Source organism: Castellaniella hirudinis, from assembly GCF_047468865.1.
Classification (GTDB): domain Bacteria; phylum Pseudomonadota; class Gammaproteobacteria; order Burkholderiales; family Burkholderiaceae_B; genus Castellaniella; species Castellaniella hirudinis_A.
On the sequence record NZ_JBLGTV010000001.1, the window covers coordinates 646,801 to 661,658 of the forward strand.

15 protein-coding genes are annotated in these 14,858 nt (G+C 67.1%); 1 reads left to right on the top strand and 14 read right to left on the bottom strand.

The annotated features are described in order from the left end of the window. The first annotated feature begins 189 nt into the window (after positions 1–189). Positions 190–1,023: a pyruvate, water dikinase regulatory protein gene (locus ACMHYJ_RS03130; RefSeq protein WP_414244734.1), complete on the top strand. Its 834-nt coding sequence runs from the start codon at positions 190–192 to the stop codon at positions 1,021–1,023. 43 nt (positions 1,024–1,066) lie between these two features. On the opposite strand, the gene ACMHYJ_RS03135 is transcribed toward ACMHYJ_RS03130, so the two are convergent. From ACMHYJ_RS03135 to pyrH, 14 genes are all read right to left on the bottom strand, one after another. Continuing rightward, complete coding sequence (locus ACMHYJ_RS03135) at positions 1,067–1,870, bottom strand: TrmH family RNA methyltransferase (protein ID WP_414244735.1); 804 nt, start codon at positions 1,868–1,870, stop codon at positions 1,067–1,069. Beyond that, positions 1,867–2,499 (bottom strand): ribonuclease HII, encoded by a 633-nt coding sequence (gene rnhB, locus ACMHYJ_RS03140; RefSeq protein ID WP_414244841.1) that lies wholly within the window; start codon positions 2,497–2,499, stop codon positions 1,867–1,869. The genes ACMHYJ_RS03135 and rnhB overlap by 4 nt, the downstream gene beginning before the upstream one ends. Continuing rightward, positions 2,489–3,721 (bottom strand): lipid-A-disaccharide synthase, encoded by a 1,233-nt coding sequence (lpxB, locus tag ACMHYJ_RS03145; protein WP_414244736.1) that lies wholly within the window; start codon positions 3,719–3,721, stop codon positions 2,489–2,491. The genes rnhB and lpxB overlap by 11 nt, the downstream gene beginning before the upstream one ends. Positions 3,722–3,788: 67 nt before the next feature. Next, positions 3,789–4,586, bottom strand: coding sequence for an acyl-ACP--UDP-N-acetylglucosamine O-acyltransferase (gene lpxA, locus ACMHYJ_RS03150; RefSeq protein ID WP_414244737.1), 798 nt, complete (start codon positions 4,584–4,586; stop codon positions 3,789–3,791). Continuing rightward, positions 4,586–5,038, bottom strand: a complete 453-nt coding sequence (fabZ, locus tag ACMHYJ_RS03155; protein ID WP_414244738.1) for a 3-hydroxyacyl-ACP dehydratase FabZ — start codon at positions 5,036–5,038, stop codon at positions 4,586–4,588. The genes lpxA and fabZ overlap by 1 nt, the downstream gene beginning before the upstream one ends. Next, entirely contained in the window at positions 5,038–6,183 is a 1,146-nt protein-coding gene (lpxD, locus tag ACMHYJ_RS03160; RefSeq protein ID WP_414244739.1) for a UDP-3-O-(3-hydroxymyristoyl)glucosamine N-acyltransferase, read from the bottom strand. Before lpxD ends, fabZ begins: the two co-directional genes overlap by 1 nt. Positions 6,184–6,189: 6 nt before the next feature. Beyond that, positions 6,190–6,741: an OmpH family outer membrane protein gene (locus ACMHYJ_RS03165; protein WP_414244740.1), complete on the bottom strand. Its 552-nt coding sequence runs from the start codon at positions 6,739–6,741 to the stop codon at positions 6,190–6,192. Between the two features lie 68 nt (positions 6,742–6,809). Further along, the gene (gene bamA, locus ACMHYJ_RS03170; RefSeq protein WP_414244741.1) at positions 6,810–9,182 is read right to left on the bottom strand and encodes an outer membrane protein assembly factor BamA; all 2,373 of its coding nucleotides are present in this window, start codon (positions 9,180–9,182) and stop codon (positions 6,810–6,812) included. A gap of 69 nt (positions 9,183–9,251) precedes the next feature. Further along, entirely contained in the window at positions 9,252–10,589 is a 1,338-nt protein-coding gene (gene rseP / locus ACMHYJ_RS03175) for an RIP metalloprotease RseP (RefSeq protein ID WP_414244742.1), read from the bottom strand. A 32-nt stretch (positions 10,590–10,621) separates the two neighbouring features. Further along, positions 10,622–11,827: a 1-deoxy-D-xylulose-5-phosphate reductoisomerase gene (gene ispC, locus ACMHYJ_RS03180; RefSeq protein WP_414244743.1), complete on the bottom strand. Its 1,206-nt coding sequence runs from the start codon at positions 11,825–11,827 to the stop codon at positions 10,622–10,624. Positions 11,828–11,831: 4 nt separating this feature from the next. Further along, positions 11,832–12,671 (bottom strand): phosphatidate cytidylyltransferase, encoded by an 840-nt coding sequence (locus ACMHYJ_RS03185; protein WP_414244744.1) that lies wholly within the window; start codon positions 12,669–12,671, stop codon positions 11,832–11,834. 11 nt (positions 12,672–12,682) lie between these two features. Beyond that, positions 12,683–13,444: a polyprenyl diphosphate synthase gene (uppS, locus tag ACMHYJ_RS03190; RefSeq protein ID WP_414244745.1), complete on the bottom strand. Its 762-nt coding sequence runs from the start codon at positions 13,442–13,444 to the stop codon at positions 12,683–12,685. A 27-nt stretch (positions 13,445–13,471) separates the two neighbouring features. Further along, a complete protein-coding gene (gene frr, locus ACMHYJ_RS03195; RefSeq protein WP_414244746.1) occupies positions 13,472–14,032 on the bottom strand; it encodes a ribosome recycling factor in 561 nt (186 codons plus the stop codon). A gap of 9 nt (positions 14,033–14,041) precedes the next feature. Then, positions 14,042–14,758 (bottom strand): UMP kinase, encoded by a 717-nt coding sequence (gene pyrH / locus ACMHYJ_RS03200; RefSeq protein ID WP_414244747.1) that lies wholly within the window; start codon positions 14,756–14,758, stop codon positions 14,042–14,044. Positions 14,759–14,858 lie beyond the last annotated feature (100 nt).

Genomic DNA, 14,858 nt, shown 5'->3' on the forward strand with positions numbered 1-14,858 from the left:
AAAAAGCGTGTTTGCCAGGCGTACGCAAGGCACCCGCCGCCCTGTCGAAGGACAGGGCGGCGGGTGACCCGTGCCGGTTTCGAGAAGGCGAAACCCGCATGCGCCTGGCAAACCAGCCTTGCCTGAGCATCCCGTGACTGGTAACCTTCGCGGATTGTACCGTTTCTGACGCTTGATGGTTCAAAGCCCATGACCGACCCCGTATCGAATCGCCCCGTCTTCATTGTTTCCGACAGCACCGGGATCACCGCCGAGACCTTCAGTCATGCGGTGTTGTCTCAATTCGAGGAAATCGCCTTCCAGGCGGTGCGCCTGCCGTTCATCGACTCCATCGAGAAAGCCGCCGCCGCCGCCCGGCGCATCCAGCAGCGCGCCGACCAGGGCGGGCCGCCGCCCCTGGTGTTCAGCACCCTCGTCGACCCCGACATCGCCGCCCGGATTCGTCAGGCGCCCTGCATCTTCCTGGATTTGTTCGGCGCCTTCGTGCAGCAGCTGGAGGACGTGCTGGGGGTGAAATCCAGCCAGTCGGTGGGGCGCTCGCATACCAATGGCCTGTCGAAGCAATACAACCACCGCATCGAGGCCATCAATTTCAGCCTGGCGCACGACGACGGGCAGTATATCCACGGCCTGGAACAGGCCGACGTGATCCTGGTGGGGGTGTCGCGCTGCGGCAAAACTCCCACCAGCCTGTACCTGGCCATGCAGTACGCCGTCAGGGCGGCCAACTATCCCCTGATCCCCGAGGACTTCGACCGCGGCGCCCTGCCCGCCACCCTGCTGCCTTTTCGGCGCAAGCTGTTCGGCCTGTCCATCCAGCCCGAGCGCCTGGCCGAGGTTCGCAACGAACGCCGCCCCAATAGCACGTATGCCTCGCTCAAGCAGTGCCGCCGGGAAATCGCCGACGCGGAGCGTCTGATGCGCATGGAAAACATCCCCTGGCTGTCCACGACGACCCGCTCCATCGAGGAAATCTCCACCAAGATCCTGGACGAGGTCGGGCTGGATCGCATGACCTACTGAAAAACACGCCGGGGATGCGCCGGGCCAAACGCCCGCGCGCCGGTCAATCGGTGTGCTGCTGGCGGCGTTGCTCGAACAGGCAGATGGCCGCCGCCGCCGCGACGTTCAGGGATTCGACCCCCGACGACTGCGGGATATGTACCCGCCAGTCGGCCAGGGCCATCAGGTCGGGCGATACCCCGCGCCCTTCGTTGCCGAACAGCCAGGCGCACGGGGTTCTCAGGTCATACTGGTAGATCGCGCGCGCCGCCTGCAGCGTGGTGGCCGCCAGGGGCACGCGCAGACGGGAGTGCAGCTTCAGCAGATCCACCTGGGTGTGGACTGCCAGCGCAAAATGCGCCCCCTGGCCGCTGCGCAGCACCTTGGGCGACCACACCGCCGCGCAGCCCGTGGACAAATAGGCGGACGTCAGCCCTGCGGCGGCGGCGGTGCGCAGCAAGGTGCCCAGGTTGCCGGGGTCTTGCACCCGATCCAGCCAAAGGCAGCCCGTGTCGATCCGCTCGGGCAGGGACACGCAGGGCGGCTCGACCAGGAAAAACACGGCGGGGCCGGATTCGACCTGCGACAGCATCCTGGCGAGGTGATCTTCCAGCACGATCCGGCGCGTGGTTTCGCAGTCGCGCCACAGGGGCTTGATCCAGCCGGGCGACTGGGCCTGGATGGCTTCGCTGACGATCAGCGCCTCGGGCGGGCCGTGGTGTTCGAGCCAAGCCTGGCACAGGTGCTCGCCTTCGATCAGGATGCGGGTTTCCCGATGCCCCGGCCTGCCCTGGGCCAGGCGCAGCCACAGGCGGTAGTCCGGGTTGTCGCGCGACGCGATATGGCGCACGGAAATCGGGTGGCTCATGGCGTGGCCGCCGACAGAAGGGGCGTGGCCGCCGGCAGGAGGCGCCGCACCGGCGCAAAGCTGCGGCGATGGGCGGGGCAAGGGCCGTATTGCGTCAGGCGCGCCAGGTGCAGCGCCGTGCCGTAGCCCTTGTGGCGGTCGAAGGCGTACTGCGGGTACTGTTCGTGCAGGGCCAGACAGCAGGCGTCGCGTGCGGTTTTGGCCAGTATCGAGGCGGCGGAAATCGCGGGTTCCAGCGCATCGCCCCCCACCAGGGCGCGGGCCGGGCACGGCAACCCCACTGGCAGGCGGTTGCCATCGACGAGAATGAGCTGCGGCGCCAGGGACAGGCTTGCGCAGGCCTGGCGCATCGCCAGCAGGGTGGCCTGCAGGATATTGAGGCGGTCGATGGTCGGCACGTCGGCCTGGGCCACCGCCCAGGCCAGCGCGTGTTCGCGGATTTGCGCGGCCAGCGCCTCGCGGCGGGCGGCGCTGAGTTTTTTGGAATCGGCCAGGCCGGGGATGGGCCGGGCCGGATCGAGCACCACCGCCGCGGCAAACACGGGCCCGGCCAGCGGCCCCCTGCCCGCCTCGTCGACGCCGGCGGTCAGGACGGGCGTTGCCGGGGCGGCAAAGCGTTCAGTTGGCATGGGCATGGCAGACGTCCAAAATAGCCTGGGCGGCCAGGCCCGGGGTGTCTCGATCCAGGGTATTGTGCAACGCCAGGAAGCGCTGGGCAACCTGCGCCGCGTGCCGCGCATCACTGAGCGCCGTCCAGGTGGCGGCGGCCAGGGCGTCCGGGGTGGCGGCTTCTTGCAGAAGCTCTGGCACCACGAAATCGCGTTCCAGGATATTGGGCAGCCCGACCCACGGCAGGCTGGGGGCCTGCTGGCCGGACTTCCAGGCCATGATGCGCCGCATCCATGGACTGAGCACATAAGAAATCACCAGGGGCCGCTTGAACAAGGCGGCTTCCAGGGTGGCCGTGCCGCTGGCCACCAGCACCGCGTCGGCGGCTTCCATGGCATGCCAGGCAATGGGCCAATCGCGGGTATCCAGCCCGTCGCCGCGTCCGGGCGCGGCCCCGGCGGCGGCCGGCGCCGCCGCCAGAACCCGGCAGCCGGCCACCGGATGCTGGGCCAGCAAGGCTTCGAATTGGGCGCGCCGCTGGGCATTGACCACGGGCACGACGATCTGCAGCCCGGGATCCTGCTGGCGCAGTTGCCGGGCGGCCTGCAGGAACCGGGGGGCCAGCAGGCGCAGCTCGGATTCCCGGCTGCCCGGCATCAGGGCCAGCACCCGGTGCTCGGGCGACAGGCCCAGCACCGCCCGGGCCGCCGCGCGGTCGGGTTGCTTGGGAATCAGTTCGGCCAGCGGGTGGCCCACATACGTGACCGGTATCCCTTGCGCCCGATACAGGTCGACTTCAAAGGGAAACAGCACCAGCATGTGCGAAACGGCCCGGCGGATCTGGTGGATGCGTTCGAAGCGCCAGGCCCAGATGGACGGCCCGACGAAATGCACGGTGGGGATCCTGGCGGCTCGGGCTTTTTCTTCCAGCCGCAGATTGAAATCGGGCGCGTCCACCCCGACGAGCACGTCGGGCCGCTGGCCGATCACCCGCCGGCGCGTGTCGCGCCAGGTGCGCACCAGGCGCGGCGCCTGGCGCAGGGCATCCACATAGCCGAAGACCGACAGGGCATCCAGGGGGTGCCAGGCCGCAAACCCCGTGCGGGCCATGGCCGGGCCGCCGATGCCGCCCACCTCGATGCCCGGGCTGCGCGCCTGCAGCCCGGTAATCATCCGGGCGGCCAGCAGATCGCCGGAGGGTTCGCCCGCCACCACGACGGCCCGCATGGCGCGCGCCGTCATCCGCCCGCCCCGCCGGGGCAAGCCGCCGGGCGACGGCCCGGCAGGCCAAGGGCGGGCGGCAGCCGGGTCATGGGCGGGCGATGCCGCGGCTGGATGCCTGCAGGAAATCGACCAGGGCCTGAACCGTCGGGGCCTGGTCGGGCTGCCGGGATTGCAGTTCGATCAGGGCGTCGATGGCCTGGGAAATGTTCAGCTGGCGGCGATAAAGGATTTTGAAAGCGTCTTTGAGGGCCTGGATGTCCGCGGGCGAAAAGCCCCGCCGCCCCAGGCCTTCGGCGTTGATGCCGACCGGCCGGAAAGAATCGCCCGCGCCGATCATGTAGGGCGGGACGTCCTGGCGCACCGAGCTGGTGCCGCCGATCATGGTGTGGGCGCCGATGCGCACGAACTGATGCACGGCGGACAGGCCGCCGATGATGGCCCAGTCGCCGATATGGATATGCCCCCCCAACTGCACGCTGTTGGAGATCACGATGTGGCTGCCCAGCTGGCAATCGTGGGCAATGTGGACGTAGGCCATGATCCAGTTGTCATCGCCCAGCCGGGTGGTGCCGACGTCTTGGATCGTCCCCGTGTTGACGGTGACGAATTCACGAAAGGTATTGCCGGCGCCGATTTCCAGGCCGGTGGGCTCGCCCGCGTATTTTTTGTCCTGGGGGATGCCGCCGATGGCGCAAAAGCCATAGAAATGGTTGTCGGGGCCGATGGTGGTATGCCCGTCGATGACGCAATGCGGCCCCACCCGGGTGCCGGCCCCGATGCGCACGTGGGCGCCGATCACGCTGTAGGGGCCGACGTCGACCCCCGAACCCAGCACCGCCCCCGGAGCAACAATCGCGGTGGGATGAACCTGGGGCTGCGTCATTATTCTTCCAGGATGCGCACGGCGCACATGATCTTGGCTTCGGCGGCGATCTGGTCGTCGACCTTGGCGACGGCCGTGTACTTACAGATGGAGCGGCTGAGTTTGTCGGCGGAGACTTCCATGCGCAGTTGGTCGCCCGGGACGACCGGACGGCGGAAACGCGCCCCATCGACCCCGACCAGGTAATAGGCGACCTTGGTGCTGACGAGGTTGGGCGCGCCCGCGTCGGCGAATGAAAACAGCGCGGCGGCCTGCGCCAGGGCTTCGATGATGAGCACGCCCGGCATGACAGGATGATGGGCGAAGTGCCCCTGAAAGAACGGTTCGTTGTAGGTGACATTTTTAATGGCGACGATGCTTTTCCCCGGATCCATTTCGAGGACGCGGTCCACCAGCAGCATCGGCTGCCGGTGCGGCAGCCTTTCCATGATGTCTTTGATATCGAGTTCCATTATTCTGTGTCCTGCTTGTTGTTTGCCGACTGCCCGGCTGATTCGGCCATCGCTTGCCGTTCGATTGCGCGGAGCCGCTTGCGCAGGGGCGCCAATTGCCCGATGACGGCGGCATTATGCTGCCAAGTGCTGTGCTCGGCCAGGGGAAACACCCCGGTGTAGCGGCCGGGCTTCAGGATATCCGAAGTGACTGCCGTGCCGCCGGAAACGTGGACGTCGTCCGCCAGCGTCAGGTGGCCGCCGAACATGGCCGCGCCCCCGATGACGCAGCGCCGGCCCATGGTGGTGGACCCCGCCACCCCCACGCAGGCGGCCATGGCGGTGTGGTCGCCGATGCGGCAATTATGACCGATCATGATCTGGTTATCGAGCTTGACCCCATTGCCCAGCACGGTGTCCTCGACCGCGCCGCGGTCGACCGTGGTGTTGGCGCCGATTTCGACGTCGTCGCCGACCCGCACCCCGCCCAACTGGGCGATCTTGGCCCAGGCGCCCGGCGTGCGGGGATCCGGCGCGAAGCCGAAGCCGTCGGCCCCCAGCACAACCCCCGCATGCAGGACGGCGCGGGCGCCGATTTTGACCCCGTGGTACAGGGTGACGCGGGCATGCAGCAGGCTGTCGCGGCCGACTTCACAATCCGGGCCGAGCACGCACCCCGCGCCGATGCGCGTGCCCGCGCCGATGCGCGTGCGGGCGTCGATCACGGCCAGCGGCCCCACGTGCACGTCGTCCTCCAGGATGGCGTCCCGGGCGACGATGGCGCTGGGATGGATGCCGCCGGGCAGGCCCGCCAGGCGATGGCGGTCGAACCACTGCGCCAGCAGGGCGTACATCAGGTAGGGCTGCTCGCACAGCACGGCCGCCCAGGCCGGGTCGGGCCGGTGCGCGGCCTGATAGGCCTGCCAGTCCTGGGGCCGCAGGATGACGGCCGCCGCCTGGCAGCCGTCCAACTGCTGGTGCAGCTTGGGATTGGACAGAAAGCTGATTTCGGTGGGCCCGGCCGATTGCAGGGAGCCGATGCCGGCGATTTTCAGGTCGTCGGCGCAGGACGGATCGCTGATCGTGCACCCCAGGCCGACGATGTCGGCCTCTTGCAGCAGCCGCCGCAGCGCGGGAGCCCGCTGGGGCGCAAGCAACACCGGCATGGCGGGTTAACCGCCCAGGGACTTGATGACCTGGTCGGTGATATCCACGCGCGGGCTGACCGTGACGGCGTCCTGGATGATCAGATCGTAGTTTTGCTGTTCGGCGATTTTCTTGATCGCCGCATCGGCTTTTTCGACGATGGCGGAGAATTCTTCGTTGCGGCGGCGATTGAAGTCTTCCTGGAATTCGCGGCGCTTGCGCTGCAGATCGGAATCCATATCCTGCAGCTGGCGCTGACGCTTGATGCGGTCGGACTCGGACAGCACCGGGGCGTCTTTGTCCAGCTTCTGCGCCTGGGCCCGCAGGCTGTCCGCCAGTTTTTGCAGGTCTTGATCGCGCTTTTTGAATTCGGACTCGATCTTGGCCTGGGCGGCCTTGGCGGGTTTGGAGTCGCGCAGGATGCGTTCGGTGCTGACGAAACCTATTTTGGTCGCCTGGGCGTAGACGGGGGCGACGAAAAGCGCGCCCAGCCCGATGGCGGCGGCCACGGCCAATGCCCGGTGACCCGACACGGCGCGCTGCGCCAGAGTTGAAACGTTCAAGCCTGAAAGAGTCATGATGACAAAACCACCTGCGATTGATCGCTGCGATAAAAAACGATTATTGTGCCACTAAATGGGAGGAATCAGAAACCCGTGCCGATCTGGAACTGAAACACTTGTTTCTGATCGCCTTCCTTGGCGTTGAGCGGCCGGGCCACGGACAGCTGCAAGGGCCCCAGGGGGGATTCCCAGGACAGCCCCAGGCCCGCCGAGTATTTCCAGCCGCACGGGTCGGCGACGCGATTGTCCTGGCCCTGCGGGCAGCCGGAATTGTCCGTCGTGGTGATCTGGCCGATGTCGGAGAACAGGAACCAGCGCAACGTGCGGTCGCGCGAGGCCCCGGGGAACGGCATGTACAGCTGGATGTTGCCCACGATGCGCCGCGAGCCGCCCAGGAAGGTGTCGGTCAGCGTGTCGCGCGGCCCCAGCGAGGCGCCCTCGTAGCCACGAACCGAGCCGATGCCCCCGGCATACATGTTCTTGATGACGGGGAACGGCTTGTTGCTGCTGCCGTAGGTCTTGGCCCAGTCGACCTGGCCGTTGAGCGCCAGGGTGAACGCGCGCCCCAGCGGCAGGAAATACTGCTGCTGGCCGGAGAGCTTGTAGTAGCGCAGATCCAGCGTGGAGATGTCCGCCGACAGGCGGGTGTAGCTGCCCTTGTGGGGGGCGATGGCGCTGTCGCGCGTGTCCTTGGCCCAGCCCACGCTGAAGATGCCGGCGTTGGTGGTCTCGCCATAGCTGTTGACGAAAGTCTGGTAGGCCAGGGGCGCCGGGTTATTGTCCAGATTGGTGCCCATGACCATGTCGCGCAGCGAGTTGCGCTCGAAGGTCACGCCGGCGAAGATCCGGTCGTACTCGGAGATCGGCACCCCGAAATTAAGCCCCAGGCCCATGGATTCGATGGAATACCAGCCCAGCGACCCGCTGTCCGAGACATCGTAGGGGGTCAGGCGCCGGTAGTACAGCGAGGTGGTCTTGCTGATGCCGTCCTGCGTCCAGTACGGGTTGGTGTGCGTCAGCACGGCGGCCCGGTTGGTCTTGCTGGTATTGATGTTGAGCGCCAGGGAGTTGCCGCTGCCGAACACATTGTCCTGGCTGATGCCCGCGGACAGCATCAGCTTGTCGGTGGAGCCGTAGCCCACCCCCAGATTGATCATGCCGGTGGGTTTTTCCTTGACATCGACATTGACGTCGACTTCGTCGGGCGATCCGGGAACCGGGTCGGTCTTGACGTCGACCTCGCTGAAATAGCCCAGGCGGTCGATGCGTTCTTTCGAGGACTGGATGCTGGAGGAATCGTACCAGGCGGCTTCCTGCTGGCGCATCTCGCGGCGCACGACCTCGTCGCGGGTGCGGGTATTGCCGCCGACGTTGATGCGGCGCACATAGACCCGACGGCCCGGATCGACGTAGAACGTCAGTTGCGCGACGTGATCCGCTGGGTTCAGGGCCGGGCTGGGGTTGACGTTGGCGAAGGCATAGCCCAGCGACCCCAGGTAATCGGTGATCGACTTGGCGACGGCGTTGGTTTTCTCGGCGGAGAAGGTTTCGCCTTCGTGGACGGTGACCAACTGCTGCAGCTTGCTGTCCAGGCCCAGCAGGTCGCCGGCCAGATCCACTTGGCCCAGGGTATAGGGGTCGCCCTCATGCAGGGTGAAGGTCAGGTAGATGTGCTTGCGATCCGGTGAAATCGTGACCTGCGGGGGCTCCATGGTGAATTCCAGGTAGCCGTGATCCAGGTAATACGAACGGATGCGCTCGACGTCGCCTTCGAGTTTTTCGCGGGAATATTTGTCGGTGCCGGTGTACCAGGTCATGAAGCCCCCGGTGGTCAGCTCCATCTGGTCTTCGAGGGTGCCGGCGGAAAAGGCCTGGTTGCCGATGAAGTCGATGCGCTCGATGGTGGCCACCCCGCCTTCGAAGATATCGAAGCTGACCCCGACCCGGTTGCGCGGCAGGGGGGTGATGACCGGATTGACCTGAACGCCGTACTTGCCCTTGGCCAGGTACTGCTGCTTGAGCTCGAACGTCGCCCGGTCGAGCATGGCCTGATCGAAGATGCGCCCTTGCCCGAAACCGACCTGGGACAGGGATTTGGTCAGAGCCTTGGCGTCGAATTCCCGCATGCCGTTGAAGGTGATGGAGGCGATCGTGGGGCGCTCGGCGACGGACACCACCAGGACGTTCCCCCGGGCGTCGATTTTGACATCGCTGAAAAAGCCCGTTGCGTAGAGTTTCTGGATGGCGGCGGCGGCTTCGGCCTCGGTGAAGGTCTGGCCGACCTGGACGGGCAGATAGGTGAAGATCGTGCCGGGATCGACCCGTTCGACCCCCCGCACCTGGATGTCCTGGACGACGAAAGGCGTGAATGCCGCCGCCATGGCCGGGGCCAAGAGCGCGGCCAGCACCATGGGCATGGTGCGCTTGATGAAACGAGAGTTCCGAATAGACGACATCCTGGCAATCCTTTTCAGCCGTAGCGGGGTCATGGGACAAGTAATGCGCGATTGTAAGTCACAACGCGATCACCTGAAAAGCCGTGAAAAATCATTGAACAAGGCAAGGAACATGAGCGCGAGCACAAGACTCATGCCGATTCGCGTCGCCTGTTCGCGCAGCGCCTCGGAAACGGGCCGGCCGCCGCGCAAGGCTTCGATAAGATAAAACAACAAGTGGCCGCCGTCCAACATGGGGATGGGCAGCAGATTCAGCACGCCGATGCTGATGCTGATCAGCGCCAGGAAGCGCAGGTAGGCTTCCAGGCCGATGCGGGCCGTCTGGCCGGCGTATTCGGCAATGGTGACGGGCCCGCTGATCTGGCGCCACGACGCAGCGCCCGTCAGCATCCGCCCCATCATGCGCAAGGAAAACAGGCTCATGTCGACCGTGCTGCGCACACCCGCCCACAGGCTGTCCAGAGGCCCCAGGCGCACCAGCACCATGGGCAGTTGCGCCTGAACCTGCGCGCCGATGCGGCCGATCGTCCGGCCGGCGTCCGGCAGGGGATCCGGGGTGACCGACAGATCCAGCCGGGCGGACTGGCGCTGCACCGTCAACGCGACGGGCTGCCCGGGGTGCCGCTGGATGAACTGCACAAAATCATCGGTGGTGAGGGCCGGCCGGCCGTCCACCGCCAGAATGAGGTCGCCGGGCAGCAGGCCGGCCCGCTGGGCGGCCCCCCCAGGCGTCAGGTCGCCCAGTTGCGGTCGGCCCGCCTGCAGAATCAGGCCGGCGCGCGCCAGAGGATCGTCATCGGCGGCATCGGGCGCGGTGCCGGCCAGCCGCAGGGCGAGTTCGCGGACGCCCGGCTGGCCGTCCGCCCGCAGGGACAGCCGCACCGCGCCGCCGTCGGTAATCGGCGCCAGCAGTTGCCAGCGCGCCTGCGGCCAGGAGGCCACGGGCTGGCCGTTGACGGCCAGGAGCGCGTCGCCAGCCTGGACGCCGGCCTGAGCCGCCGGGGTGCCGGCGGCAGGGCTGCCCAGCACGGCGGCGGGCTGCCAGGTGCCCCACAGATTCAGCAGCGCGTAGATCAGGGCGGCCAGCAGCAGATTGGCGGCCGGGCCGGCGGCCACCACCGCGACCCGGCGCCGCAGGGGCTGGGCGTTGAATGCGGATTGGCGGGTCGCCGCGTCGGCCCCGGCGGGGGCGTCGTCCAGCATCTTCACATACCCGCCCAGCGGAATGGCCGACAAGGCCCATTCGGTGCCGCGACGATCCCGGCGGCGCAGGAGGATCGGCCCGAAACCGACGGAAAACCGCAGGATGCGGACACCGCAGCGCCGGGCCACCCAGTAGTGGCCCAGTTCGTGGAAGGTCACCAGGAGGCCCAGGGCGACGATGAACGCGAGGAGAGTCAGCAACATACCGGAGAACAGAAAGACACGGAAAGCCCGGCTCAGGCGAGCCGGCAATAGCCCGACGCCGTGCGCCGCGCGCGGGCGTCCAGCGCCAGGACTTCGTCCAGCGACGCCGGGGGGATGGCATCCCGGCGGGCGGATTCATCCAGGCAATGCGCGATGATGTCCGGGATCTGGGTGTAGCGGATCTTGCCTTGCAGAAAACCGGCCACCGCGACTTCGTTGGCGGCGTTCAGGGCGATGCAGGCCCCCTGCCCTTGCCGCAGGGCGTCCAGCGACAGGCCCAGACAGGGAAACCGCTGCAGGTCGGGCGTTTCGAAGTCCAGGTGCCCCAGGCGGGTCAGTTCGAGCAGGCCCACCCCGCTGTCGAGTCGGTCCGGGTAGCCCAGGCCATAGGCGATGGGCGTGCGCATGTCGGGCTGGCCCAGTTGGGCCAGGATCGAGCCATCCAGGTATTCAACCATGGAATGCACCACGCTTTGCGGGTGGATCACCACCTGGATGCGATCCAGCGGCATGGCGAACAGCCAGTGGGCCTCGATGACTTCGAGCCCTTTGTTCAGCATGGTGGCGGAATCCACCGAGATCTTGCGCCCCATGCGCCAGTTGGGGTGGGCGCAGGCCTGGTCGGGCGTGACGTGTTCCAGTTGATCCAGGGCGGTGCGCCGGAAAGGGCCGCCGGAGGCCGTCAGCAGCAGGCGGCGCACCCCGGCCGCGGGCCGTGCGGGCGCCTTGCTGCGGTCGGCCGACTGCGGCAGGCACTGGAAAATAGCGTTGTGCTCGCTGTCGATGGGCAGGAGCTCGGCGCCGTTGTCGCGCACCGCCTGCATGAACAGGCCGCCGGCCGCCACCAGGGCTTCTTTGTTGGCCAGCAGCACGCGCTTGCCCGCCCGCGCCGCCGCCAGCGCGCCGGGCAGGCCGGCTGCCCCGACGATGGCCGCCATGACGGCGGTGACGGCGGGATCGGCGGCGGTATCCGCCAAGGCCTGCGCCCCCACCCGGATTTCGGGACGCGCCCGCCCGGCCGGCCAGGCGGCCAGGAAGCGCCGGCGGGCCGCGTCGTCGGGCACCACGACCACGCGCGCGGCATGCCGGGCCGCCTGATCCGCCAGCGTTTCGATGCGGCTGTGGGCCGTCAGGGCGTGGATTTTGAAGCGTTCTGGATGCCGGGCGACGACATCCAGGGTGCTCACCCCGATGGAGCCGGTGGAACCCAGGATGCACAGGTGTTGCACAACAGGCATGGACTTATCCGATAATCAACAAGAGCGCGGCCGCCGGGGCGACCGGCAAGACAGCGTCGATGCGATCATACACCCCGCCATGCCCGGGCAGCAGGTGGCTGGAATCCTTGACCCCGGCACGTCGCTTGAGCAGGGATTCGAAAAGATCCCCGATGATGGACCAGGCGGCCAGCACGGCCCCGACGGCGGCCAGCGCCGGCCAGCCCAGGCGCGGCAGCAGCAAAGCCCCGTAGCTGCCCGGCCACCAGGCCGCGCAGGCCAGCAGCCACAGCGTCGCAAACACCACCCCGCCCAGCGCGCCTTCCCAGCTTTTGCCGGGGCTGACCCGTGGAGCGAGCTTGTGCCGGCCCAGGCCGCGGCCCACGAAGTAGGCGGCGATGTCCGCGCACCACACCAGGGCCCAGAGCGACACCAGGGCGGCGGCGCCGTGCCGGACGAACAACCAGGCCAGCGCATACCAGGTGGCCACAAGAACCAGCAGGCCGGCCAGCGCCAGGCCGGCCGTCGGACACTGCGCGGGGACTTGCGCCCGCAGCACCATGGCCGGCGCGGCCAGCAGCCAGAACAGCACCGCCAGGGGCAGGAGGCCGGCATGGAACAAGGCGGCCAGCCCGGGCTGGCCGTCCACCAGCAGGCGCGAGGCCACCCCCAGCGCGATGACCAGCACCACGGCGCCGGCGCTGCGCGCCCAGGGGTGCGACCAGACCAGCCGCCACCATTCCCACAGGGCGCAGCCCGTCATGATGCCCAGCAGGGCCAGCATGGGCCAGGGCGTGGCGGCCGTGACGGCGGCCGCGATGATCAGCAGAAGGACAATCGCGGTCAGGATACGTTGGCGTAGCATGGAAACCCCCGTCAGGCGGATGGACGCAGCTGCTGGCTGGTGCGCCCGAAGCGGCGTTCGCGATCCTGATACCAGGCAAAGGCCTGATCCATCTCGGCGGCGCCGAAATCCGGCCAGTAGCAATCGGTGAAATACAGCTCGGTATAGGCCAGCTGCCAGATCAGAAAATTGGAAATCCGCTGCTCGCCGCCCGTGCGGATGAACAGGTCGGGTTCCGGGGCATACGCCATGGACAGGCGGGCGGCCAGGGCGGATTCGTCGAACTGTTCCGGGTGCCGGGCGAGCTCGGGCCGATCCCGGAGCGCGGCCTGGGCGGCCTGCAGAATGTCCCAGCGCCCCCCATAGTTTGCGGCGATGGTCAGGGTCAGCGCGGTCTGGCCTTCGGTTCGGCGCTCGGCATCCCGGATCAGCCCCTGCAGTTTGGCGTCGAAAGCGCTCAGATCGCCGACGATGCGCAGCCGCACGCCCTGGGCGACCAGCTTGTCGACCTCTTTTTCGAGGGTGCGGACAAAAAGCTGCATCAGCAGGGAGACTTCCTGGGCGGGACGGCGCCAGTTCTCGGAGCTGAAGGCGAACAGCGTCAGGTACTGGACGCCGCGGCGGCCGCAGGCTTCGACCACGCGGCGCACGGCCTGCACGCCGCGAACGTGGCCCGCGGAACGCGGCAAGTAGCGCTGGGTCGCCCAGCGCCCGTTGCCATCCATGATGATGGCCACGTGGCAGGGAACCTGCCCGGTCTGGGGAATGCCAAGCGTCGAGCTGGTCTGGGTCATGCGGTCCCGGGGGAAATGAGCCGACGGTCAGACCGTCATGATCTCGGCTTCTTTCTGGGTGATCAGCTTGTCGATGTCCGCTACGTAGCGGTCGGTGAGCTTCTGGATGTCGTCCTGGGCGCGCCGGTCGTCGTCTTCGGAGATTTCTTTGTCCTTGAGCAGCTTTTTCAGGGCGTCGTTGGCATCGCGGCGCAGATTGCGCACCGCCACCTTGGCGTCTTCGCCCTCGCTGCGCACGACCTTGGTCAGGTCGCGGCGGCGTTCTTCGGTGAGCGCCGGCATGGGCACCCGGATATTGTCGCCCATGGCGATGGGGTTGAGGCCCAGGTCGGATTCGCGGATGGCCTTGTCGACCGCGGCGGCCATGGTTTTTTCCCAGACCTGAACGCTGAGTGTGCGGGCGTCGATGACCGAGACATTGGCCACCTGGCTGACCGGCACGGGCGAGCCGTAGTATTCGACCTGGATATGATCCAGAATGCCGGCATGCGCGCGCCCGGTACGAATCTTGCCCAGGTTGGTTTTCAAGGATTCGATGGATTTTCCCATGCGCTCGTCGGCCGAGCTGCGGATGTCGGAGAGGGACATAACGGTTTCCTATACCTGAACCAGGGTGCCTTCGTCGTCGCCGCAGACGACGCGACGCAAGGCCCCGGGTTTGTTGATCGAAAAGACCTTAATGGGGAGTTTCTGGTCGCGGCACAGCGCGAAGGCCGTGGCGTCCATGACTTCGAGGCGGCGCACGATGGCTTCGTCGAAACTGATGCGCGAGTAGCGCGTGGCGTTGGGATCCTTGTTGGGATCGGCGCTGTAGATGCCGTCGACCTTGGTGGCTTTCAGGACGATTTCGGCGCCGATTTCGGCCCCGCGCAGGGCGGCCGCCGTATCGGTGGTGAAAAACGGATTGCCGGTGCCCGCCGCGAATACCACCACCTTGCCTTCTTCGAGGTAGCGCAGGGCCTTGGGGCGGATGTAGCGCTCGACCACCTGGTCGATATTGAGCGCGGACTGCACGCGCGCGTCCATCCCATGGTTTTTCAGCGCATCCTGCAGGGCCAGACCGTTCATGACGGTGGCCAGCATGCCCATGTAGTCGGCCGTGGCGCGATCCATCCCCTGGGCGCCGGGCGCCACCCCGCGAAAGATGTTGCCCCCGCCGATGACCACGGCCAGCTGCACCCCCAGAGACACGACGCCGTGGATTTCTTCGGTCATACGGAGGATGGTCGCGCGGTTGATGCCATAGGCATCCCCCCCCATGAGGGCCTCGCCCGACAGCTTCAGGAGGACGCGCTTATAGGCTGGATTTGACATGCACCAGATTCCTGGAAAGGCAGAATGAGTAGTAAATGAGTAGCAAAACGGATGGCGTGGATGCGCAATGGCACCGCGCACGCGGCGCGATGCCATCGTA